The following is a 25,063-nucleotide window of genomic DNA, read 5'->3' as shown; positions in this document are numbered from 1 at the left end:
ATAATAACATACATTTAAATAACATAACAGACGTTTGTTTAAGATAGCGTACGAAAAAGGTGGTGCAACGATGAGTGAATTAGCGAGGGAAATAAATCTCGAAGAAAGTCTCCCTACATTTTCTCAAGGGGTTAAAGATTGCGTTCCAACTTTAATTGGCTACATTAGTATTGGAATTGCCATGGGGATTGTTGGAGCAGCGTCTAATCTAAGTATATTGGAAATTGGTCTTTTATCGGCCTTAGTTTACGCAGGAGCATCTCAATTTATTATTTGTGCCTTGTTAGTATCAGGCAGTCCGATTTCAGTCATTGTTTTTACAACTTTCATTGTGAATTTGAGGAACTTCTTATTAAGTATGACACTGGCTCCCCATTTTACACAATATCCTTTAATGATGAATGTCGGGATTGGGGCTCTTGTAACAGATGAGTCGTTTGGCGTTGCTATTAATAAAATTGCAAAAAAAGAAACGATTAATGATAAATGGATGAATGGGTTGAATGTAACAGCTTATATATTCTGGATTTTATCTTGCATACTGGGTGCCGTCTTTGGAAAATGGATTTCTGATCCAGAAGTTTTTGGTTTGGATTTTTCGTTAACGGCTATGTTTTTGGCATTGCTCGTTTTGCAATTGCAAAATATTGAAAAGGGTAAATTGAAGTTTTATCTATCATTAATCCTTTATGTCGTGATCCTAATGGTGGTCCTATGTATGTTTGTTCCTTCTTATATTGCCATTATTCTAACAACAGTAATTGTTGCAACTATTGGAGTGGTAAAAGACAAATGAGTATTAATCTAACCATATTATTAATCATTATAGGGTGTGCCCTTGTAACCTTTGTTCCAAGGATCATTCCATTTATCGTGATACGAAATATTATGCTCCCGAAAATTGTAATCAAATGGCTTTCATTTATTCCTGTTTGTATTTTTACTGCACTAATCGTTGATAGTTTTATCATCCAAGATGAATCATTTCTATCAATTGACTGGAGAGCCCTTACCGCAATTGTACCAACATTGATTGTGGCCATATGGACAAAGAGTTTGTCCGTTACCGTTATCGTGGGAATTGTAAGTATGGCTACTGTTAGGTTTATCTTTTAAATAGGCCACTGAAATATCCATACAAATGGGGACGGGTTTACACCATTTTTTCAACTTGAATCCATTAAGACTGGAACACGGTACATTATGGATTCGCTATTCTGTGAAAAAGTAGTAAATCGATGTTAAAAATAATAAATTGAAGGTGTCATAAAAGCTAGCTTTTGGGACACCTTTTTTAGGAGTGTGATTAGCGTTGAAAAAAATTGTGACTATATATATGGTGCTTATTTTCTTATTAGTTGGATGTTCTTCAAATAATCAACAAGATGCAGTACATAACAATAACGAGCAAAACACTACACCAAGTCAGCAAAAGAATGGTGAATTAAAAGTGATTGCGAAAAATCTCGATGTTCCCTGGTCAATTGAAAAAATGAACAATACTTTCTATCTAACAGAAAGAATTGGGTCCATTGTGAAAATAGAAAACGAAGAAATGGAGAGGCAAAGTGTAGAACTTGAGAAAGACCTTGCAACAGCCTCAGAAGCAGGATTATTGGGATTTGTGCTTTCTCCCGATTTTCAGGAATCGAATCTAGCTTATGCCTATTATACGTATGAAGATAGTGCCGGACAATTTAATCGCATTGTATCACTTCATTTAGAGGGCAATGTTTGGAGGGAAGGGAATTTGCTTCTCGATAAAATCCCAAGTGGCAACTACCATCATGGAGGAAGGCTTAAAATAGGACCCGATAGTAAACTCTATGCAACAGCGGGTGATGCTTCAGAGCCTGAAATAGCACAAGATCCCAATTCATTAGGTGGAAAAATTTTAAGAATGAATCTAGATGGTTCGATTCCAACTGATAACCCATTTTCGAATTCATACGTCTATAGTTATGGACATCGTAATCCTCAAGGAATGACTTGGTTGCCTGATGGAACACTATTTGCTAGTGAGCACGGAAACAGTGCAAATGATGAGATAAATAGAATAGAAGTTGGAAAAAATTACGGATGGCCAATTATTGAAGGGGATGAAGAGCAAGATGGGATGATTTCACCGCTATTCACTTCTGGTAAAGAAACAACATGGGCACCGTCTGGAATGGCCGATCATAATGGAAAATTGTATGCTGCCGCATTAAGAGGAACTGCGGTTTTGGAATTCGACCTTGAAACAGGTGATTACCGTGAAGTAATAACTGGCCTTGGCAGAATTCGAGATGTACGGATTGAGGATAATTATCTTTATTTTATTAGTAATAATTCAGATGGGCGCGGATATCCACAGGCAAATGACGATAAGTTATACCGTATCAAACTTTCAGATTTAAAATGATTTTCAGAAGAAGATCTAGTAAAAAATAGATTCTGTCCATCCAGAACCGAGTGTTAGCGAACCCTAGACTGTGTGATAATTGGTAGTTTAGAATATTTTTTTCTCAGGATCCGATCTGCACTCCAAATTTTGATACCCACTCTAAAATTTGGAGTGCTTTTTGTTTTAACTTTTTCGAAAGCTTAGGAGTTTTGCCTTTAAAATTTGACAAACCTCATTGTGTTGATTTAACGTTTCACTCTCAACAAATAAAAGAGCTTGGTTAGGTTTTGACTTGGAAGGTTTGATCTCCTTTATAGTGCTCTTGACATATAAAATATCATTTGGGCGAGTTGGCTGTGGCCATGTTATCTCTCCACCAGCTCCAATTACCCCATGAGTAAAAGGCAGACTAGCTGTCAATAATTTCATCGTAATCGATGCAGTATGCCAACCACTAGCAGCTAATCCTTTGAAAAAGGTATCTTTCGCTAAGTTCTCATCACAATGGAAAACCTGTGGATCAAACTCACGAGCAAATCCTTTTATTTTGTCTGCACTTAAATGATACTTTTCACTGATAAAAGTATCACCCACCTTTAAATCATCAAGATAAAGTTCTTGCTTAACCATCATTAACCCCCCGATTCCCTAAATTTAGTTAATTGAACACAAACTTTTGAATGTAATTACTTGATTTGTATGTATATACATATATTGCGTAGAATTATAAAAAAGAACAGTTTTTCATTCTCGTCTTCATAATCCATGTATATACATATATAATGGTATTAATAACCATATTATCTGTCAAGAAATAATTACCAACTGGGCTTGATTAGATTCGAAAGGAGCCTTACCTTATGAAAGACAAATCCAATGAGATGGACTATATTATACAATTTTGTGCCTGTGCGAACCTTAGAAAAGCAGCAAGAACAGTTACGCAAAGTTTTGAAAAGCAAATGCAATCTACCGGATTAAAAGTTACCCAATATTATATGCTAGTAAACATTGCCCGACATAAGCAGATTTCCATTAGCAGGCTAGGCGAGATAATGTTACTTGATCAGACTACAATAACTCGTAATGTAAATATCCTTAAGAAAAGTGGCTATGTTGACATTATAAAAGATAAAAATGATTTACGAACAAAGTCTATTTCGATAACCGACTTGGGCATTGTTAAATTAGAGGAAACAACACCTATTTGGTTGCAAATACAAGAAAAAGCGGAAAATGGTATTGGTAAGGAAAAATACAAAGATTTGTTAGGAATGCTAAAAAACTTACAGGAATCTATTGAATGAAGACTGCTTATCCAAACAATTATTAACCTAAAGGGGAATTTTAATCATGAACGAAAAAGATAAATTGTTAAATCAAGAATACTACATAAGTTGGGACAAGGAGTTAACCGAGGAAAGGGAGAGAGCTAAAGATTTGTTATTTGAATTTAATAACACTCGACCATCGCAACGTAACAAAAGAAACCAAATCATCAAAAACTTATTTCATTCCGTGGGTGAAAATGCATGGATTGAATCACCATTTAATTGTGATTATGGCTATAACATTACAGTAGGGGATAATTTCTATACGAACACAAATTGTACCATACTAGATTGTGCCAAGGTTACGATTGGAAACAATGTGTGGATTGGTCCGAATGTTAGTTTGTATACACCAAATCATGCCATTGATGCAATTGAGCGTAAAGCAGGTTATGAGCGATCCTTACCAATTACTATTGGGGATAACGTTTGGATTGGTGGTTCTGTAACGATTGTTCCTGGAGTGACTATTGGCGAAAATTCAATTATCGGAGCCGGGAGTGTTGTGACGAAGGATATACCGGCTAATGTTATAGTGGCGGGTGTGCCATCCAAGATTATCAGACCAATAACTGAAAAAGATAAAATTGGACTAAAAACGAACGAGACGGAGTATTAAATCGGATATCGTAACAATATATATCGCAATTAACCTTTTATCAAAAATTAGTACACCATTCGGGGCAAATCCAATGGATTATGCCCTTTTCTTATTTCCTGTTATTAGATAATGATGTACAGGGTGAGGATGTTATTGAAGAGAAGTCAACTAAAACAAATAACGCTCGATTGGATTTCCAATATTATAGTAGCAAAAATTCTTCTAACTAATTTCAGTATATTTAGAATAATGGAGTATAATGCTCATTAAAACTTTTGTTCGTTTTGCAATCATTGACCTATAGAGTATTTGAATACCACTCAGGACTTTAGGAGCATTACTAATCTCGTGATTTTTGTTGCTGAATTGTAATTAGCCATTCATGCTAGTGTAATAGTTTCTCTCTATACTAATATACTAGTATACCAGCAAAGGAGAGATTAAGATGAACAAATGAACTATTCAAATACTAATAGATAAATAAATAGTAAGGGAGAAATAAGATGATAAAACGCATTACTTTAATTTTTATGACAGCAATGATCTACATGTCTTCTATAGTAATTCCTGCTAATGCGGAGAACGGTGGAACGGAAGGGACCAAACCCTGGATGAACACACAGCTCTCTGCTGAGGAACGCACCGAGCTTCTTATCGATGCGATGACGATGGAACAGAAGATCCAGCAAATCGCTATCTCGCGCTTCAATGAGAATGACAAAGGTGATCCGGTTGTCATCAAAAGAGGCGGAACTAGTAAGTATATGAACGGCGAATTCGCACCACAAGGTACCCTTCCTGGGTGTGAGTTTCAAGACACAGGCCGACAAATCAAAGGGATCGAGGAACTCGGTATCCCTACAGTACGTATGACCAACGGTGGTACGGGCGTTAAGGGCGGATCGTGTCACAATGACCCATTGGCGACTGGCCTTCCGTCTACCCCGGGTTTGGCTGCGACATTCGACCGCGAGCTAAACTATGAGGCTGGCCGAATCCTTGGTGAGGAGACACGAGCTTTCGCGCATCACGTGTTCCTCGGACCAGGTATGAACCTCATCCGTCACCCGTACGGTGGCCGTAACTATGAATACTTTAGTGAGGACCCTTATTTGACAGGTACCCTTGCAATCGAGCAAACAAAGGGTATCCAGGATCAGGGAGTCCAGGTACAACTCAAGCACATGGCTGGAAACGAACAGGAAACTGAGCGTTGGACAATGGGTGTCCAAGTTCCTTCACAAGCTATGAACGAATTGTACATGTTGCCATTCGAAATGACCGTCAGAGATGCTGACCCAGCTTCCGTGATGTGTTCATTCCCGGATGTTAACGGTACTTATGCATGTGACAGTTCTGAACTTCTACAAGATGCCCTACGGAAAAACTGGGGCTTTGACGGATACGTCATGAGTGACCGTCGGGCGATTCACGACACAGTGGCTGCTATCAAAGCGGGTATGAATGTCGAGCTTGACTGGGCACCACAGTATTATACACAAGAGAAGATCCAAGAGGCTCTCGACTCAGGAGCGGTAACTGAGGACGACATCGACAATCTACTTCGTCCACGTTACATCAAGATGATCGAGTTTGGCCATATGGATGAGCCTTTCGACAAATTTATGCCGGAAATCGTCGATCCGATGGCTAACGGCGCTACCGCAAGGAAGATGGCCGAGGAAGGCTCCGTGCTGTTGAAGAACGACAACGGCTTCCTGCCATTAGACGGTGAGCCAAAGTCGATCGCGTTGATCGGCATTGAGACGTTCGCTGGTGCGGCAAAGATGTCCCCACGTTCTGTTCGTGACGACAATGATTATGTAGTGACTCCATATACGGTCACACCACAAGAAGGCTTAGAGAATGTTATTAAAGAGCTGGGCTACAACACGAAAGTGACGTACAACAATGGCAGTGATCCGAAAGCTGCTGCTAAGTTAGCTGCTGAATCTGATATCGTGCTTCTCATGGTCGGCGATAACCCACATGAGACAGTGGACCGTGAAACACTCGGATTCCCAGCATTGAACCTCGAAACAGGCTTGGCTGAGCAGGAGCCGGTGATCGACGCAGTTATGGAAGCTAACCCTGAGAACACTGTGGTGGTATTGAAGACTTCCGGTACGTCAATTATGCCGTGGTTGGATAAGGTACCTGCAGTTCTTCAAGCATGGTACCCAGGCATGGAGGATGGAAATGCCGTTGCTAACCTACTCTACGGTAAGGTTAATCCATCTGGTAAGCTGCCAATGACGTTCGGAGCTACTGAGCGTGAAGCAGCATTCGCGACTGAAAAACAGTACCCTGGAACTCGTCAAGATACAGGTAAGGTAGGTGGCCCAGGCCCTTACGGTGATGGTAAGTCCGATCAGCTAATCGCTCAATACACTGAAGGTCTTGAGATGGGTTACCGCTGGTACGAAGCAAATAACGTGAAGCCAGTCTTCCCATTCGGGTTTGGCTTGTCGTACACGACTTTCGAGTATGACGATCTTAAAGTTAAACAAGTCCGTGGTGAAGGCAAAGGCAACAACGGCTCGTTGTCCGGTCTTGACGTGTCCTTCACGATCACGAACACAGGTAACGTTGCCGGTAAAGAAGCTGCACAAGTCTATCTGACTCTACCAGACGCGGCAGGGCAACCGACTAAGCGACTTGTTAACTTCAAGAAGGTTGACCTTGAGCCTGGTGAGAGCGAGCGTGTGACAGTACGTATTAACCATGCAGACTCTAACCACCCGTTCTCCTATTTCGTTCCGGAAGAGGCGGATAACCTTGCAAACTGGGCTGACGGCAAGTGGGCTACTGTAGACGGAAAATACCGCGTGCATGTCGGTAGTTCCTCTGCAGACACTCCTTTGGAAAAGGAAATTCCGTTGAACTTCAAACTTGACAATGATAAGAAAAAGGACAACAACAAGGGTAAAGGTAACAACAATGGCAATGGCCAAGGCAACAAAGGCAATGGCAATAACAATGGTAATGGTCAAGGCAACAACGATGGCAATAGCCAATGATAAACAGCAATGGCATGGGGAACTCTAAAATTAGGAGGCCCTAGCCATGGGATGACGTCGGCGACCCAGTAGGGGTCTTCAGGCATCCCGAAGGTAGAGCCCGCGTACTCGGAGAATCAAGCCGATGCACGCGGGCTTTCCGCTTCTCTAAATGCATCCATGTCCGACGAGTGGGATGGAAAGAGTGTAGAAAGGACGTGAGAAGTCTAATGAAGGAATCTGTTCAGAACATCCGACGAGGTCCAGCGCATTCGTGGTGGGTTGCCCTTGGCCTTGTATTCTTCTTAACCGCATGCACCGTCGGGGAATCCGATAGGTCAGTCGAGCGTGATGACGCTGTGGAACCCGCCCCGTCTGGGCACGGCGACTGGCAGCTCCCCGGCTTAGTGGATCGCTCCGGCGCGCCGATTGAGGTGCAGACGCCGGACCTGGCAACTGGCAGGACCCTGGACGTCACGGACTTCGGAGCAGATCCGGATCCGGACTCACACGACGACGCGGCAGCTATCCGTGCAGCTTTGAATGCTGCTAAACCGGGAGACGAGGTCGTGTTGCCAGCCGGCACGTATGACCTGCGCTCCACTGACCCGAATGATAAGTCGGCGAACATCGTGTTGCGTAGCGGTGTTGACCTGCGCGGCAAGGGCCAGGAGAGCACCGTGCTACTAACCTCTCTTGATGGCGAGGATGTTAGCCAGGTGATCCACGGCTCCGGCGTTCATGATGTCATCGTCGCTGACTTCACCATTACCTCTCGTTATGAGGGTCCCCTCGGTGACGATCCCGACGACGGCAACGCGGGTGGCGGCCCGATGTACGGGATATACCTCGGAGCTCACGAAGGGCAGGCCAGCTCACGGGTACTTGTGGAGAACTTGGGCATCCGTAGGTTCGAGCGCCACGGGATCTCCGTCAAGGCAAGCCGTGAAGTGACCCTTACTAGAAACCATATTAGTGAAGCAACCGCCGTTGGCCCCGGAGGACAAGGCTACGGCATCGCTATCGAGGGCTCAGCGGACCAGCACGACCCGGATGCCGCGAACGATTCCCGGCATAATGTCGTCATCGGTAATACCTTTGATGGCAGGCATCTACGGCACGCCATTCTGCTACAGTTCCCCACGCACAACAATCTAGTGGCAGAGAACACCATTGTCGGCAGCCACCTCGACGCCATTGATCTGCACGGTGAGGGTGAATACCTGAACGAAATCCGGGACAACACTGTCATCGGCGGGCAGCGGGCTGGTATCGCGCTGGGCAATTCCGGCGGTTCCAAGAACAAGCACGACGCCTCAGGCCCTGGAAACTGGGTCCACTCCAACGACCTGATTGGAAACCGTCAAGGAGTCCTCGTCATCCTGGGAACTCCTGGTACCCTCATCGAGGACAACAGGATCACAGCCGGGGAGGGTTCGAAGGTCGGCATCGAAGTCCGCAATGCGCCGAACACGAAGTTGCACCGTAACCACATCACTGGAGAGACTGACGGGTTCTGGGCCATCCGGCTCAGTGAGGATCGGGGGGCTGACGGACGGGGCAAAGGAATTCCATCAGGCATCAGGATTGAGAGGAACGTCATTCGACAGACCACCAACGGCATCAGGATTGATGCCGGTAAGGACATCAGCTTGGTCGAAAATATCATGGACGGAATTGACGGAGCAGAGCTGAAGGTGGCCGACGGGATTAAGGTAAGCCGGTCGGCCGAGCGTTGAAAACGACTTTGCAAAAGAAATAGCTAGTATGGAATTTTTTTTTGCTATACAAAAATTGTTGTATGTAGGGATTGACCGGGAATTATAGAAAATCCACTTTCGAATATTTTCGAGAGTGGATTTTTGATTTTTTAATTAATATATATCTGGATAAATAGTAGTAATATTGAAAAGTCAAAATATTCATATTAATATTAAATTGAAGTTGCATAAACCTTGAGAAGACACAGAAAATTACCCTGCTAGAAGTTGTGTAGTGGTATCCAGCCTTCCAAAAGAAGTAGGTGTAGAAGCAGGGGTCATCGCAATCTTAGAATAAAACATGTTAGGAGAGTAGAAATGACTAATTTAACGGAAATCCAATATATTGCAAATGAAAATACAAGAAATACAGATTCAAAGAAAGCTTCTGTAGAAATTATGAATAGTAAAATCGTTGAAATGGTAAGAAACTTTCACAGAAGCTTTCCAGAATATAAAGTAACTCCTCTTCACAGTTTAGCTAAGTTATCTGAAGAATTTGGGGTTAGTAATATTTGGGTTAAAGATGAATCATATCGATTTGGACTTAATGCGTTTAAAGTATTAGGAGGTTCCTACGCTATAGGTAAATATTTAGCAGAACGATTAGAAGTTGATATATCGGAGCTTTCTTTTGAAAAATTAAGAAGTAAAGAAGTGAAAGAGAAATTAGGCGATATTACTTTTGTAACAGCAACTGATGGAAATCATGGAAGAGGAATTGCTTGGGCTGCAAACCAGCTAGGACAAAGATCTGTCGTATTTATGCCAAAAGGTTCTTCGGAAATACGATTAAATAACATTCGCAATGAAGGGGCAGAAGCCTATATCACTGATTTAAATTATGATGATACGGTTAGGTTGGTAAGCCAAAAGTCTAAAGAAAATGGTTGGGTCTTAGTACAGGATACAGCATGGGATGGATATGAAGAGATTCCAGTGAGGATTATGCAGGGGTATTTAACAATTTTAGATGAAGCATTAGAGCAGATTGCTGAAATAGGTGACGGTCGACCGACACATGTATTTTTACAAGCTGGAGTTGGTTCTTTCGCAGGTAGTATGCTCGGATATCTAGTAGAGAGATTTGGAGAGGAACGTCCAACTACCGTAATAGTTGAACCAGATAAAGCCAATTGTCTATATAAATCTATGAAGGTGGGCGACGGAAAGCCTCATACAGTAACGGGTGCTTTGAATACGATTATGGCAGGGTTAGCATGTGGAGAGCCAAGTAAAGCTTCTTGGGATATTTTAAGAGATTATGCGGAAACTTTTGTTTCTTGCCCGGATTACGTGGCTTCACGAGGTATGCGAATTCTGGCAAACCCACTAGGTGGTGACCCTCATATTGTATCAGGTGAATCTGGTTCAGCCGTCGCCATAGGACTAGTAAGTCTATTATCTGACAATAAAATGTTTAATGATATGAAAAATACATTGAACCTGAACGAAGATTCGAGAATTCTTATTATCAGTACTGAAGGGGACACGGATCCAGATCATTATCGTATGGTAGTGTGGGATGGAGCTCATCCATCAGTTTAATTATTTTTTACAAAATAGCAATCTTATTTACAATTATTAAAAAGTAATTTACATTTATTAAAGGACATTAATAAAGTAACTTAATTAATATTGGAGGTTCTTTTGTTGAGTGAAGAAGGTAATCTTATAAGACGAAAAAACTCGCAAAAATTGAGGGCGTTGCTCTTTAGTAAAAGAAAGGCCACTAAAGCAGAAATGGCGAAAGACACTGGTATTAGTGTAGTCACCATTAATTCATTAGTTAAAGAATTAGTGAAGGAAAACATTTTTCTTGAAGGACCTTTAATTCAACAAAAGACAGGACGCCCAGCTGTCGAATATATTTTTAATTATGATCGTTCATTCTATCTTCTACTCTCTATTCAAGAAAAAAAGAGCCCCGAGAGAAAAAGGAAACTAGAAATTATTGCGAAAATCGTAAATATGGAGGGCGCCCAGAAAGTTTCGGAAGTGTTCGATTTTCCAGAAATCAACATTAATGCCCTTTTGACGATCATTGAAAAATATATGCATGCAGAATATGAAGTTGAGAGAATAGGACTTGCGATACCAGGGAAAATCTTTGAAGGTGTCATTACCTCAAGTTGGGGGAATGTTTTTGATGGTTGGAATATTGAACAAGAGCTTAAAAAAATTACCGATATTCCGATAGAGATTCAGAATGACGCATATATAATGACTGTTGGATTTTGTGTTGAAAATAATCTGCTTATAAATGAAAGTGTTGTAGGAATCTTTTATCCAGAAAAAAGCATGCCAGGAATAACGATATTTTCAAATGGCGCACTTATAGAAGGACAAAAAGGGTTAGCAGGAGAAGCAAAATATCTACCGATACTCATGGATAAGGCTGCTCCAGATACAGGAATAGAATTAGCAAGGAATCTTTCAGAAATTATGGCTATCTATAATGCTGTCATCGCTCCAAGTATTTTCGTAATTTCCTCTGAAAATGTAGATGTAAATATAATGAGACAAGCAATTGAATCCAATAAGAATCTTTCGAGACAACCAAATAGCCCAACCGTCTATTTTGATCGAGATTTTCAACAAAGTATGACAGTTGGCTTGAGATGGTTAGTTACTGAGGACATATTAAAATAGGCAGATTATTTTTGAATGTAGGAGGAAATTTAATGATTAAATTAGTTTTAACTGATATGGATGGAACGTTTTTGAATAATAATGGTGATTTTAACAGGGAACTATACAAGGATGTAAAACAGCTAATGAGAGAAAAAGGAGTTGTTTTCGCACCTGTTACGGGCAAACAATGTGAACGGGTAGAAGAGTTATTTGGTGATGATGCAGATGATTTATGGATTCTGGGTGATAGTGCAACTCGAATAAAACATAACGGAGAATTTGTCTATGAATCTCTGCTTAGCAATAAATTAGGACTGGAAATTATCCAGTTGCTTGAAGAAATCAGCCTTGATCATACCATAATTGCGTGTACAAGAAGTGGTGCAGTGATTAATGAGAATTTAACCTCTGAAGAGGCAACGATTGTCAGAAGATCCTATGCTCAAGTAAGACAAGTTTCTGATTTTAGAGAGATTACAGATGACTTTGTAAAAATTACAATACACGATCCTTTGCTTCGTTGTTTTGAAACGAGGGAAAAGTTGTCCAAGTTTTTCGAATCGGCTTATATCGTCGCATCCGAAGCAGCATGGATTGACATTGCGAATGCGAATGTTCATAAAGGCACGACAGTTGAACATTTACAGAGCGTATTAAATGTTACCCCAGAAGAAACAATGGCGTTCGGAGATGGTTACAATGATTTAGAGCTTATGGTTCGGGCTACGTATAGCTTTGCTGTCCGAAATGCAGTTCAAGAATTAAAAGATGTTGCGAATTTTATTACCCGCTCAAATGAGGAAGACGCTGTGATGAAGACCATTATTCAAATGCTATCTTTACAGGGAAATAGATAATTAAATATCCAATCAGGTGCTGCAGTTACGATGGACTCTTTCCACTTTACAAAAAGCCTGAGAGAAAACTGCAAAACAGTTTCTCCTAGGCTTATATTCGGGGTGTGAAATCTTAATGTTTAGTTTTTCTAGATCTTCATTGTTTACATAAATTTCATATGGTATATTATTACCAATACTTATTAAAGATGTTTAATAAGTCTTTTGATGCATACTTATTAAAATGATTTAATAAGCCTATTTTTGTAGGTGGTGACTCTAGTGAATGCTTCTCCAAAATCCATGAAGCAGGTAATCCTTTCTGGTATACGTAAAGCACTTTTGGAACTAGGAAGTGCAACAAAAGTTGAACTTAGCGATAAGTTAGAAATTAGTTTCCCAACCATAAGTAAGTTTCTCGCACAAATGGAGAAGGAGGGAGAAATTGCTTCTATTGGTTTAGATGAATCGAGTGGTGGAAGAAGAGCAAAAAGATATTCTTACAATCCTGAGTATATGCTTGGCCTCGCTATTTTCTTAGAGAGGGAAGAGGCCCATTATATTATTTATAATTGTGTAGGAGAAATAAAGGAACAAGGAAAAGCTCCAAGTGTATTAATAGATAATGGTATTAATGAATTAACAAAGTATATTGAAAAATGGATGATATCATATCCCAAAATTAGTTCCATTGCAATCGGTGTCCCTGGTTCTGTTGAAAATGGACGGATTTTTTATATACCTGGTTATGAGCATTTTCAAAACCTTGACTTAAAAGGATTCATAGAAAACCGTTTCTCTGTCCCTGTTGTAATCGAGAATGATATGAATGCGGCAGTGCTTGGTTATCACCATAGCCTGGGAACCAATCATAATAAATCACTAGTCTACCTATATTCCGGTCAAAATGGTCCTGGTGCTGGAATAATGGTAAATGGCTTGGTTGTAAGGGGCAGCACGAATTTTTCAGGAGAGATTTCTTTCGTCCCTCAGTATGATGAACGAAACTTTGGTCAGGCATTGGAAAATAAAAATGAACCTTTGAAACTTTATAAGGATAATAGGATTGATGCATTTAGTAGATTAATAGCATCATTTGTTGCCATCATCAATCCTCATACCATTATTTTTTGTAAAGCCGAGGTTGAAAAAGCAACATTAGCAAAAATTGCATTAGGTAGCACAAAATACATCCCTTCAGAACATCTTCCAGAACTTACAATAAGTGATTGGAAACAAGATTATTTAGATGGATTACAGTCTCTTGGAGTTGATCTTATGATGAGTGGAACAAGCAAGTAAAATTGAATACTAAATATGTGAGGTATAAATATGACGATATTCCTTTTAATAATCATTTATTTGGCTTTTATCAGCTTAGGTTTACCTGATTCATTGTTAGGAGCGGCTTGGCCCGTGATGCAACCGGATTTTGGAGTTCCACTTGAGACTGCTGGTCTGCTTTTTATGACGATTGCAGGTGGCACCATTATCTCCAGTTTACTTAGTGGAAAGGTACTTAAAAGGTTTGGGACTGGGAAAGTTACATTTGTCAGTGTCTTAATGACTGCTGTTGCTTTGCTAGGATTTCATTTTGCTCCATCGGTTGGTTGGTTAATTGTATGTGCTGTTCCCCTAGGATTAGGAGCGGGGGCTGTTGACGCAGGATTAAACGATTATGTGGCTACCCATTATAAGGCATACCATATGAGTTGGTTACATTGTTTTTGGGGAGTTGGGGCTACTCTAGGTCCAATCATAATGGCTCAGTTTATTTTAGAGGAAAACTCCTGGAGAAATGGCTATTTTGTTATTTCTAGCATTCAATTTGCGTTAGTTATCATCCTTCTGTTCACTTTGCCTTTATGGAATAAGGTGAATAAAAATACCTTTAATAAAGATCAGGAAGCTAAGAAAGATGCATCTATTGATGAAGATGCCAAAGATGTAAAACCTTTACAAATTAAAGGGGTTAAACTGGCTCTTTCCTCCTTCTTATTTTATTGTGCGATTGAGGCAACAGTGGGTCTTTGGGGAAGCAGTTTCTTGGTGAATGTCAAAGGGTTAAGTGCAGCAACTGCTGCCGGGTGGGTATCCTTTTATTATGGAGGAATCACAATTGGTAGATTTATAACAGGATTTATAACCTTTAAAATGACAAATCGTACTCTTATTCGGACGGGACAAATAATCGCTGCAACTGGTGCCGTTATTCTATTTTTACCATTGCCGTCCATTTTTTCATTAATAGGTTTTATTATTGTTGGACTCGGATTGGCACCGATATTTCCGTGTATGTTGCATGAAACACCTGCTCGTTTTGGAAAAAGACATTCTCAGACAATAATGGGCTATCAAATGGCGGTTGCTTATACTGGCACTACATTCATGCCGCCGCTCCTTGGTTTTATGGCGTCTTACTTAACAATTGGCATCTTCCCTATTTGTATCGTAATTTTCGTTTCTGCCATGCTACTAAGTTCGGAAAAATTAAATAACCTACTGAAACAGAAGATTCTTGTAAAGACTGACGATACAACTTCAAAAATAATGTAATTGCTATTGTAAAGGAGCTTTTTAAAATGAAGACTGAAAAAGAAAAAATGTTAGCAGGAGAAATGTACGATCCTGCAGACCCCATTTTACTAAAGGAACGTGAAGAAGCGAGACGTAAGGTTAGAATATTTAATCAAACTTTGGAGAATGAAGGAGAAAAACGGACCAATTTGTTAAAGGATTTACTTGGATCAACTGGAGAAAACGTATATATGGAGCCAAATATACGTTTTGATTATGGGTATAACACTCATGTAGGAGAAAACTTTTTTGCGAATTTCGATTGTACCGTTTTGGATGTTTGTGAAGTGCGTTTTGGGGATAACTGTATGCTTGGGCCTGGAGTACAAATCTATACTGCAACACACCCAATTAACCCAATCGAACGTAATTCTGGCAAAGAATATGCAAAACCGATTACGTTTGGAAACAATGTATGGATTGGAGGAAGTGCAATAATAAACCCAGGAGTAACTGTTGGAGACAATGTTATTATTGCATCGGGTGCAGTTGTTACTAAGGATGTACCAAATAATGTCGTAGTGGGCGGTAATCCTGCGAAAATAATTAAACAAATTGAAATATAAAATATCGAGCCAACTGGCTCGATATTTTCGTTTTATAGAGCTTGGAATATATCAGCCTATGATAATAAAAACAGTGAAAAATAGGATATGCTGTAACCGTTATTAAAGTAGATCTAGGAAACGGAGCGGGATATATAAATAAATATTGACACATGAAAGATTGTGCCCTACTATTATCTTGAATTCGAGATATTTTTTTAAAAATCGAGAGCTCTTATTGTTTTTATTGGTCAAAGGAGGCCTAATTCAATTGTTTAAGCAAAGAAGAAATAATACGATTAAAAACATCAAAAATGAAATTCAGCAAAAAAAGGAAGCATCTCTAAAGGAGGATCTTTCGTCTTACCAGATTTCGATTCAGACAGATGATAACGAGCTACAGGATCTAGTCGAATCCATAAATGATTATATAGACGTTTTACAAACGAAATATGAAAATCTATCCGTGAAACATCGAATCGTCACAGAATTAAACGGAATCGGAACATGGGATTTGGAAATAAATGATGGCATTCCGGCAGGAAACGTGTATGATCAAAATTTTCGAGCATCATTGGGGTATAAGGATGAAGAGGATTTCCCGAATGTATTTGAAAGTTGGTTAAACACCATTGCACCAGATGAAGTGGACAAAGTTACAAAGGCTTTTGAAGAACATTATTCAAGCGAGACAAGAAAACCTTATGATATTGAGTTTAAAAGCATTAAGAAGGATGGTTCAATTGAGTGGTACCATGCCAAATCAGAAACATTACGAGATGAATTTGGCGTTCCATACCGAAATGTCGGTACAATAATAAACATCCATGAAAATAAACTAAACTCATTAAAAATCCAAACCTTATTATCCCACCTGGAACTAATTGAAAAATCACTAAGCTATAGTGTTACAACAATAGAAGGGGCATGGGGAATGGATTTGAAAAATAATGAAGTTTGGTATTCCCCACAATTTAGACAATTACTTGGATATGAAGAAAATGAATTTAAACCTGAAATGGAAACTTGGTTGCAAATGGTATTGAAGGAAAATAGAGAACATGTAAGAAGTAGCTTTCAATCTTATCTGTTCCATGACCAGAATCAAGCGGATTTCAATATGAAATTCCAGATGAAGACAAAAAATGGAGAAAATAGATGGTTTAACATGTTAGTAAAAACAGTACGGGACAATAGTGGAAAGCCAGTTCTAGTTTCAGGGGTTTTACGCGATATTAATCATGAAATTGAACGGAAAGCTTATGACGAGACCATTGGGAATGAAATGAATGAGTTTACACATTCCTTAAAGGAACTTGCCGGAAATATTAATGACATTACAAACCAGGCAACAGAAATAGCACATGAACATGAAGTCACATCAGGTGCCGCAGACCAAGCAAAGGAATGCATTGCATTAACAAAATCTATAACAGAATTAATCAAAAAAATCTCAAGTCAAACTCGCTTACTTGGATTGAATGCTTCTATTGAGGCTGCGCGTGCAGGTGAACATGGAAAAGGGTTCAGTGTGGTTGCTGCAGAAGTTCAAAAACTATCATCTAGTACTCAAGAAGCAGTCGAGCAAATTGAGAAAATCATTGAAGATATAAATTCTTCTGTACAGAGCATCGTCATTAGTATCAATAATATGAGTGATAAAATTCAATCACAGGCGGCTGTAACCGAAGATATAAACAATACAACAGAGAATATCCACGGCATGTCTAATCGATTATTAACATTAATTCAGCAGTTAGACTAGTGAACTCGGATCCATAGGTTTGTGGTGTACTAGAAGTAAAGTGATGGAGGCATTACGCAATGGATGGGTATAATGAGAGTATTTTATTAAAAAGTGGAACGAATGAACTAGAAATTATTTTGTTTGAGGTTGGGGATGGATGTTATGCTATTAATGTCCTAAAGACAAGGGAAATTATAACACCGAAGCCCATTACGGTGATTCCTAATTCCCACCAATCGGTTGAAGGCATTACCAGTTTGCGGGGGGATATAATCCCAGTCGTTAACCTGGCTAGCATACTTAACGTTGCTCCGTCAGAACAACCTCAAAATGATAAATTTATAATTGCTGAATTAAACCAGATTAAGGTTGCATTCCGTGTACATGATATAAATCGTATTAGTCGTATTTCTTGGGAACAAATTGAAAAACCAAATGAGATTACAGTAGGTAAACAACCATATGCAACGGGAATAATAAAGCTTGATAACAATACCATATCAATCTTACTGGATCTTGAAAAAATTATTGTCGAAATCAATCCCCAAATTGGAGGAGATGTAGAAAGTATCAGAACACTAGGAATACGTGAACGCTCGATGAAACATATTGTAGTTGTAGAAGATTCTGGTGTATTGCGAGCTTTATTGAAAGACACATTACGTGAAGCTGGCTACGAAAATGTTGCGTTCTATCAAAATGGGAAAGAAGCGTGGGATTATCTATCCTCACTTTCAGAAGATGGATCCACTGATCCAGAAGACAGTGTGCAGTTAATTCTTACAGATATTGAAATGCCACAAATGGATGGGCATCATCTCACCAATCGAGTGAAGAATAATTCCCGTTTAAAGGGTATTCCTGTTATCATTTTCTCCTCCCTTATTACGGATGACCTGTATCATAAGGGAGAGAAGGTCGGTGCAAACTCTCAGGTAAGTAAACCAAATCTCGTTAATCTTGTGAAAGAAATAGATAAATATATTTTATAAATACTGTAAATACTATGATCAAAGTAATTGGGAAAACTCTCACTATTTAAACGGTTAGAGTTTTTTGAGAAAATATTATTAGTTTGAGGAGCTTTTCTTGGCTATAAATAATTTCAGGGCTATCATTTGTCACATAAAAGTATCTTAGGTTACTAATAGTGGCTTGTTAGAGGTTAAGAAAATTGACAGTTTGGGCTTTTTAATATATATTTATCTCGAATTCAAGATGTTTAGGGGTGAGATAAATGATTCAAAGATATCCAGCGGAATCACGTTACTCTGTAAAAAATGATTGGTTAGAGAGCAATCTTAGTTTTTCATTTGGTGAATACTATGATGAAGAAAATATCCAATTCGGTCCACTTCGTGTTTTTAATGATGATACGGTCCAAGCGGGAAAAGGATTTGGAATTCATCCCCATAGGGAAGCGGAAATTGTATCGATAGTATTGGATGGGCAACTAAAACATGAGGATAGTCTCGGAAATAGTGGGAATTTACAATTTGGAAATGTTCAGCGTATGACGGCTGGAACAGGTTTACTCCATTCAGAAATGAATGCTTCTTCAGAAGACGAAGCAAGCTTTTTACAGCTTTGGTTTAAACCTGCCAAAAAGCAATTACCTCCTTCCTATGAGGATATTTCTTACAATACCGATTCAATGAGGAATAAGTTGTTACCAATCGTTTCTTCAAACCAAATTAACGGGGCTGCGAAAATTCATAGTGATGTTACATTATATTTATCCAAATTAGATGCAGGAAAAGAGATCTTCCATCAACAAGAACAAGATAGAAAGATGTATGTTTTTGTGATTGATGGAGAGCTTGTTTTAAACAATGATGTTGTTGTTAGAAAAAGAGACAGTGCACGTATAACAGAACTAAATGAACTTACTTTAAAATCGACAAAAGAAACCTTCTTTTTATTGATTGATTTGGGTGGTGTCTAATATGTTATTGATTCGTCATTCGATTGGAAGCCGACTCTTTTATCAAACGGAAGAATATGAGGTTTTTCCAGAACAAGATAAGTGGGTTGTTTCGATCAAAACTTCTGAAGATGCTGCCAATAAGATCATCAAATTTAAAGAGGAATTGAATCTATTTGATGTGGAGAAAAACCAAAAGACTTGGTATTATACATCAGATGCAAATGTTGAATTTGACAAAGAAAAGGGCATAATTACGATTATTGCAGACCATAAAACAGTTTATCCATTTACTAACTAATCATATTTTGTAATGTGTATAAACTGATGAATGGAAGAAATAGTAACAGAGGAAATGAAAAGATTTCCTGGATTCAATAAAACAAAGATAGGTGGTAAAAAACATGGTAAAAGTAGCACTAATTAGTGGTAGTTTAAGACAAGAATCAATTTCAACAAAAATTGCTAAAAGTGTAGGAGGATTATTTCCTGAAGGATTCGAAACACAATTCGTAGAAATCGGTAATCTTCCTTTGTACAATGAAGATATCGATACACAAAGCAATGTTCCTGCAGAATATACTGCATTCCGAAACGCAATTAAAGAGAGTGATGCGGTACTATTTGTAACGCCTGAGTATAATCGTTCAATAACTGGTGCATTGAAAAATGCGTTAGATGTTGGTTCACGTCCATATGGGCAAAGTTCATGGAATGGTAAACCTGCAGCAATAATTAGCCAATCTGTTGGGAATTTAAGTGGGTTTGGTGCAAACCACCATTTACGTCAATCCCTTGTATTTTTAAATATGCCAACCTTACAACAACCAGAAGCATACCTAGCAAATTCTGCGCAAATATTTGATGAAAATGGCAAAATGAATGAAGATACTACTCAATTCTTACAAACCTTCGTTAATAGCTTTATTGAATTAATAAGAAGACATCAAAACTAATTATTTTTGAACATGAAAAATATAGGCAGCGGTTATCCCTTTTAAGGATAACTGCTGCTTTTTTAATTCCTTTTAATAATTTTGGTACAGATTTTACAATATTAAATTTTAAAGTATTCGGATTAAATCAAAGCTGTGATATTGGTGAGGTTTTTTTTATATCTTAGTATTCTACAAAAATATTTTTAATGAAGTATCTTGAATTCGAGATATTTTTCTTGACCTTTACAAAATTGAGGAGTATTATGGTTACATAAAGTTCATTAGGTTATTAAAAGTTACCTAATATAAAAAAGTATTTATATAAATTACGAAATATTTTACGGTTAGGAGTGAAACATATGGTTGAAGTAACTTTGACCCTTGAATATAAAGGAAAGAACTATCGAACAAATGTCATTGTTAAAAGGGGCACACCACAAAGCGATATTTACTGTATTGCACAAGAACAAATTATGAAACAATGGTCAAAATAATCTCCGTTTTTTTTGAAAGGAGTTTGAATCCCTTGAACGAGAAAAAAGAAGTTGGAGAAAAAGCTATAGATTATATAAAAGATGGGATGGTAGTTGGGCTGGGTACTGGTTCCACAGTCTTTTATACCATTACGAAACTTGGAGAATTAGTTCAAAAAGGGCTTTCTATTAAAGGGATCCCTACTTCAAAAGAAACAGAAAAGTTGGCTAATGAAGTAGGAATTCCACTTATTTCTTTTGATGAAGTCGAACAGATTGATGTCGCAATTGATGGAGCCGATGAAGTAGATCCTAATCTAAATCTCATTAAAGGTGGCGGTGGTGCACTTTTACGAGAAAAAATAATCGCGAATGCAGCTAAAACATTTATCGTAGTCGCTGACCCAGATAAAAACGTTTCAAAATTGGGATCTTTCCCATTACCAGTCGAAGTGTTACCCTTCGGCGTTGAAATGACAAAGAAAAAGATTCAAGAGCTCGGGCTTTCACCCCATTTAAGACAAGCTCATGGAAATCCATTTCGTACGGATAATGGTAACTACATTCTTGATTGTCGTTTTACAGATAGGACGAATCTTAAAGAATTGGAAAGAGAGCTTAATTTAGTACCTGGCGTTATCGAGAATGGGCTGTTTCTTGGAATGACTGATATATACATTACCTTGGATAGGGATAAGGATAACTCTATTGTAGTTAGACAAGGGTAAGAGATTTACAACTAGAAGATAGCAAATGGAGGACTTAAATTGGAATCAATGACTTTTGTATTATTTGGCTCAACAGGTGATTTAGCAAAAAGAAAGATTTTTCCTGCGCTATACAACCTGTATGTTGATAAAAAATTACCAAAGCCTATATCAATAATTGGACTTGGAAGAGCTGAGCTCTCCCAAAAGGACTTTCAAGAACGAGTGAAAGATTCAATTTTTTCTTTCTCACGCCGTCTTGAACATGCCTCTGATGAAATGGAAGATTTTCTAGATATGTTTCGCTATAAGTCCCTTGATGTGACCAATAAAGAAGGATATAAACCATTACTCGAAATGGTTAAGCAACGAGAAGCAGAACTACAAATCAAGGAAAATCGAGTGTTTTATCTTTCAGTCGCTCCAGAATTTTTCGATGTGATTGCTTTAAATATCAAGGAAAGTGGACTTGGAAATACCACTGGCTGGAAACGATTAATGATTGAAAAACCATTTGGTCATGACCTCGAGTCAGCTCGTGAATTAAATAAAAAGCTCAGCGGTGCTTTTGAAGAGGAAGAGATTTATCGAATTGATCATTACCTAGGGAAATCAATGGTTCAAAACCTTGAGACCTTAGAATTTGCAAATCCCATCTTACAATCCATTTGGAACAAGGATCACATTGCGAATGTCCAAATTACAGCGAGTGAAACAGTGGGTGTAGAGACAAGAGCAGGCTATTACGATCAGGCCGGTGCTATACGTGATATGGTTCAGAATCATATGCTTCAAATGTTAATGATGACCGCCATGTCCTTGCCTAAAAAGATGAATGCGACTGAAATCCGCAATGAAAAGCGTAGGGTAATGGAAGCTATCCGCCCAATGAATAAAGAAGATGTTCATTTGAATATCATTCGTGGGCAATATGGCTCAGGGGAGAGTAATGGTAACCAGGTTCTAGGATATAAAGAGGAGCCAGGAGTAAATCCTTCTTCCAAAACAGATACATTTATTGCAGCTCGTATATGGATCGATAATCAATTCTGGAAAGGCGTCCCATTTTATATACGGACTGGAAAAAGAATGAAGGAAAAATCAACTCGTATTGTCATTGAATTTAAAAATACAATGAATTCACCTTATGAAAATACGAATCAAGTAATTGAGCCTAATTTATTAATAGTTGAAATAGGTCCAGATGAAAATATTACTTTCCAATTAAATAGTAAAAACCCAACAAACAATGGGAATATTGAGCCTGTTAGAATGAACATTTCGCATGAAGGTACAGGAAAAGGGGCACCAGAAGCTTACGAAAGAATCATTCACGATGCTTTCATTGGTGATTCAACATTCTTTGCACATTGGAAGGAAGTTGAGTTGTCATGGGAGTGGGTACAACCTATTCTTGATGCGTTTGAAGGAGACATTGTTCCGGTACACGAATATGAGTCTGGTTCAAATGGTCCAAAGGCATCTGATTCATTATTAGAAGAGAATGGATTTAAATGGTGGTTAGATGAAAGAACCCAAAATCAAGTAGACAAAGAATTAGTAGGAATGAAATAAGAACATTCAGGAGGAACATCATGACACAAAATATTGAAAACCTAGCCGTTACAACGATACGAACTTTATCAATTGATGCCATCAACGCAGCCAATTCCGGCCATCCGGGATTACCAATGGGCGCCGCACCGATGGCTTATGCATTATGGTCAAAACATATGAATCATAACCCTGAAAATCCAAAATGGTTTAATCGTGACCGATTTGTTTTATCAGCTGGACACGGATCTAGCTTGTTATACAGCCTACTTCATTTAGCTGGATATGACGTCACAATTAACGATTTAAAGAACTTCAGGAAATTAAATAGCAGGACGCCTGGACATCCTGAATTTGGTCATACATCTGGTGTGGAGGCAACAACTGGACCATTAGGCCAAGGGATTGCCAATGCTGTTGGAATGGCAATGGCAGAAGCACATCTCGCCGCAAAATTTAATAAGAAGAACTACCCTGTCATTGATCATTATACGTATGCTTTGGTAGGAGACGGTGACCTTATGGAGGGTATCTCCTATGAGGCAATGTCAATGGCTGGTCATATGAAACTAGGTAAATTAATCGCCCTGTATGATTCCAATGATATTTCCCTTGATGGTGACTTAAATGTATCTTTTTCGGAAGATATCAAGAAAAGAGCAGAATCTGCTAATTGGCATTATGCAAGAGTAGAAGATGGAAATGATTTAGAAGAGATTTCAAAGGCAATTGAGTTAGCGAAACAAAATCCTCATCAACCAAGCGTTATTGAGGTCAGAACCATTATTGGGTATGGAAGTCCAAAAGTAGCGGGTACAAATAAAGCACATGGCGCTCCGCTAGGACTTGAGGAAGGAAAGGCAACGAAGCAAGCTTACGGCTGGGATTATGAAGAGGATTTCTTTGTTCCAGAGGAAGTGAAAGCTCACTTCAATGATCTAAAGAGTAAGGGGGTGGATGTTGAAGAACAATGGAATAGTTTATTCCGTTCATATCAACAAGACTACCCAGAATTAGCAGATCAACTAACCAATGCAATTCAAGGAAAAGTTCTAATTGATGCAAACGACATTTTAACCTTTGAAACAGGAAAAGGTGTTTCCACACGTGTTGCAAGTGGGGAAGCTATCAACCATTACGTTAAATCAGTTCCTGCCATTTTTGGAGGAAGCGCAGACCTGTCTGGATCTACGATGACAGACATTAAAGGAGAACAAATGTTTGCTGTAGAATCCTATGGTGCTAGAAATGTGTATTTTGGTGTAAGAGAGCATGCGATGGGTGCAGCTGCAAACGGTATGGCCTATCACGGTGGAGTGAAGCCTTTTGTAAGTACATTCTTTGTATTTAATGATTATCTTCGTCCGTCTATCCGTCTGGCAGCACTATCAAAGCTTCCAGTCACCTATGTATTTACACATGATTCAATTGCAGTAGGTGAAGATGGTCCTACACATGAGCCAGTTGAACATTTAGCAGCACTTCGTTCAATACCTGGGCTTACGGTCATAAGACCAACAGATGCAAATGAAACAGCAAGTGCTTGGGCATACGCACTTCAACAAACAGATGGCCCAGTTGCATTAATTTTAAGCCGTCAAAATTTACCGGTTTATAACGAAACAAGAGCAAATCTAGAAAATGTTTCAAAAGGGGCTTATGTTCTCACTGAAACAAATTCTGCACCAGAAGTGGTTCTTATTGCAACAGGTTCTGAAGTGTCGTTAGCCGTGAGTGCAAAAGAAGAGCTTGAAAAAGAAAATAGATCAGTTCGAGTAGTAGCAATGCCAAGTTGGGAGCTATTTGAAAAACAATCAACTGATTATAAAGAATCTATTTTACCATCTTCCATTTCAAAACGAATTGCAATCGAAGCTGGAATTTCAATGGGCTGGGAACGATTTGTTGGAATGGAAGGAAGAATAGTATCGATTGAAACATTCGGTGCTTCGGGAACAGGTCCCGCGGTTATGAAACAGTTTGGTTTTACTACAGACAACCTAGTAAAAATAGCTAAAAATCTTTTAAACTAAAAAATACAAAACTACTGG

Annotated in this window: 23 protein-coding genes; 22 read left to right on the top strand and 1 reads right to left on the bottom strand. The window is 38.8% G+C overall.

The window, feature by feature from the left end; all coding sequences use genetic code 11:
* Positions 1-70: 70 nt before the first annotated feature.
* From V7147_RS11895 to V7147_RS11885, 3 genes are all read left to right on the top strand, one after another.
* Positions 71-796 (top strand): AzlC family ABC transporter permease, encoded by a 726-nt coding sequence (locus V7147_RS11895; protein WP_335368076.1) that lies wholly within the window; start codon positions 71-73, stop codon positions 794-796.
* Positions 793-1,116: an AzlD domain-containing protein gene (locus V7147_RS11890; protein WP_335368075.1), complete on the top strand. Its 324-nt coding sequence runs from the start codon at positions 793-795 to the stop codon at positions 1,114-1,116. Before V7147_RS11895 ends, V7147_RS11890 begins: the two co-directional genes overlap by 4 nt.
* Before the next feature lie 196 nt (positions 1,117-1,312).
* A complete protein-coding gene (locus V7147_RS11885; RefSeq protein ID WP_335368074.1) occupies positions 1,313-2,404 on the top strand; it encodes a PQQ-dependent sugar dehydrogenase in 1,092 nt (363 codons plus the stop codon).
* 165 nt (positions 2,405-2,569) lie between these two features.
* On the opposite strand, the gene V7147_RS11880 is transcribed toward V7147_RS11885, so the two are convergent.
* A complete protein-coding gene (locus V7147_RS11880; RefSeq protein ID WP_335368073.1) occupies positions 2,570-3,016 on the bottom strand; it encodes a MaoC family dehydratase in 447 nt (148 codons plus the stop codon).
* Positions 3,017-3,246: 230 nt separating this feature from the next.
* Here V7147_RS11880 and V7147_RS11875 point away from each other — a divergent pair, with 230 nt between their 5' ends.
* From V7147_RS11875 to tkt, 19 genes are all read left to right on the top strand, one after another.
* Positions 3,247-3,693, top strand: coding sequence for a MarR family winged helix-turn-helix transcriptional regulator (locus V7147_RS11875; protein ID WP_335368072.1), 447 nt, complete (start codon positions 3,247-3,249; stop codon positions 3,691-3,693).
* Between the two features lie 46 nt (positions 3,694-3,739).
* A complete protein-coding gene (locus V7147_RS11870) occupies positions 3,740-4,336 on the top strand; it encodes a sugar O-acetyltransferase (protein ID WP_335368071.1) in 597 nt (198 codons plus the stop codon).
* A 485-nt stretch (positions 4,337-4,821) separates the two neighbouring features.
* A complete protein-coding gene (locus V7147_RS11865) occupies positions 4,822-7,338 on the top strand; it encodes a beta-glucosidase (protein WP_335368070.1) in 2,517 nt (838 codons plus the stop codon).
* Positions 7,339-7,547: 209 nt separating this feature from the next.
* Positions 7,548-9,056, top strand: coding sequence for a right-handed parallel beta-helix repeat-containing protein (locus V7147_RS11860; RefSeq protein WP_335368069.1), 1,509 nt, complete (start codon positions 7,548-7,550; stop codon positions 9,054-9,056).
* A 339-nt stretch (positions 9,057-9,395) separates the two neighbouring features.
* Positions 9,396-10,625 (top strand): diaminopropionate ammonia-lyase, encoded by a 1,230-nt coding sequence (dpaL, locus tag V7147_RS11855; RefSeq protein ID WP_335368068.1) that lies wholly within the window; start codon positions 9,396-9,398, stop codon positions 10,623-10,625.
* 105 nt (positions 10,626-10,730) lie between these two features.
* Positions 10,731-11,729 (top strand): ROK family protein, encoded by a 999-nt coding sequence (locus tag V7147_RS11850; protein WP_335368067.1) that lies wholly within the window; start codon positions 10,731-10,733, stop codon positions 11,727-11,729.
* A gap of 32 nt (positions 11,730-11,761) precedes the next feature.
* Positions 11,762-12,568, top strand: coding sequence for an HAD family hydrolase (locus tag V7147_RS11845; protein WP_335368066.1), 807 nt, complete (start codon positions 11,762-11,764; stop codon positions 12,566-12,568).
* Between the two features lie 282 nt (positions 12,569-12,850).
* Positions 12,851-13,849: an ROK family transcriptional regulator gene (locus tag V7147_RS11840; protein ID WP_335368087.1), complete on the top strand. Its 999-nt coding sequence runs from the start codon at positions 12,851-12,853 to the stop codon at positions 13,847-13,849.
* 30 nt (positions 13,850-13,879) lie between these two features.
* Positions 13,880-15,103, top strand: coding sequence for an MFS transporter (locus tag V7147_RS11835; protein ID WP_335368065.1), 1,224 nt, complete (start codon positions 13,880-13,882; stop codon positions 15,101-15,103).
* A gap of 26 nt (positions 15,104-15,129) precedes the next feature.
* On the top strand, positions 15,130-15,690 hold the full coding sequence (locus V7147_RS11830; RefSeq protein WP_335368064.1) for a sugar O-acetyltransferase: 561 nt from the start codon (positions 15,130-15,132) through the stop codon (positions 15,688-15,690).
* 250 nt (positions 15,691-15,940) lie between these two features.
* Complete coding sequence (locus V7147_RS11825) at positions 15,941-17,434, top strand: methyl-accepting chemotaxis protein (protein ID WP_335368063.1); 1,494 nt, start codon at positions 15,941-15,943, stop codon at positions 17,432-17,434.
* Between the two features lie 59 nt (positions 17,435-17,493).
* Positions 17,494-18,408, top strand: a complete 915-nt coding sequence (locus tag V7147_RS11820; RefSeq protein WP_335368062.1) for a chemotaxis protein — start codon at positions 17,494-17,496, stop codon at positions 18,406-18,408.
* A gap of 245 nt (positions 18,409-18,653) precedes the next feature.
* Positions 18,654-19,361 (top strand): pirin family protein, encoded by a 708-nt coding sequence (locus V7147_RS11815; protein ID WP_335368061.1) that lies wholly within the window; start codon positions 18,654-18,656, stop codon positions 19,359-19,361.
* Between the two features lies 1 nt (position 19,362).
* Complete coding sequence (locus V7147_RS11810; protein WP_335368060.1) at positions 19,363-19,641, top strand: hypothetical protein; 279 nt, start codon at positions 19,363-19,365, stop codon at positions 19,639-19,641.
* A 103-nt stretch (positions 19,642-19,744) separates the two neighbouring features.
* A complete protein-coding gene (locus tag V7147_RS11805) occupies positions 19,745-20,296 on the top strand; it encodes an NADPH-dependent FMN reductase (protein WP_335368059.1) in 552 nt (183 codons plus the stop codon).
* A 341-nt stretch (positions 20,297-20,637) separates the two neighbouring features.
* On the top strand, positions 20,638-20,772 hold the full coding sequence (locus V7147_RS11800) for a BA3454 family stress response protein (protein ID WP_335368058.1): 135 nt from the start codon (positions 20,638-20,640) through the stop codon (positions 20,770-20,772).
* A gap of 32 nt (positions 20,773-20,804) precedes the next feature.
* Positions 20,805-21,479 (top strand): ribose-5-phosphate isomerase RpiA, encoded by a 675-nt coding sequence (rpiA, locus tag V7147_RS11795; RefSeq protein WP_335368057.1) that lies wholly within the window; start codon positions 20,805-20,807, stop codon positions 21,477-21,479.
* 39 nt (positions 21,480-21,518) lie between these two features.
* Positions 21,519-23,033, top strand: a complete 1,515-nt coding sequence (gene zwf, locus V7147_RS11790; RefSeq protein ID WP_335368056.1) for a glucose-6-phosphate dehydrogenase — start codon at positions 21,519-21,521, stop codon at positions 23,031-23,033.
* A 20-nt stretch (positions 23,034-23,053) separates the two neighbouring features.
* Entirely contained in the window at positions 23,054-25,045 is a 1,992-nt protein-coding gene (tkt, locus tag V7147_RS11785) for a transketolase (RefSeq protein ID WP_335368055.1), read from the top strand.
* Positions 25,046-25,063 lie beyond the last annotated feature (18 nt).

This window comes from Bacillus sp. JJ1521 (genome assembly GCF_036965165.1).
Taxonomy (GTDB): domain Bacteria; phylum Bacillota; class Bacilli; order Bacillales; family Bacillaceae_L; genus Ferdinandcohnia.
This window is presented reverse-complemented; position numbering and strand designations above follow the sequence as displayed.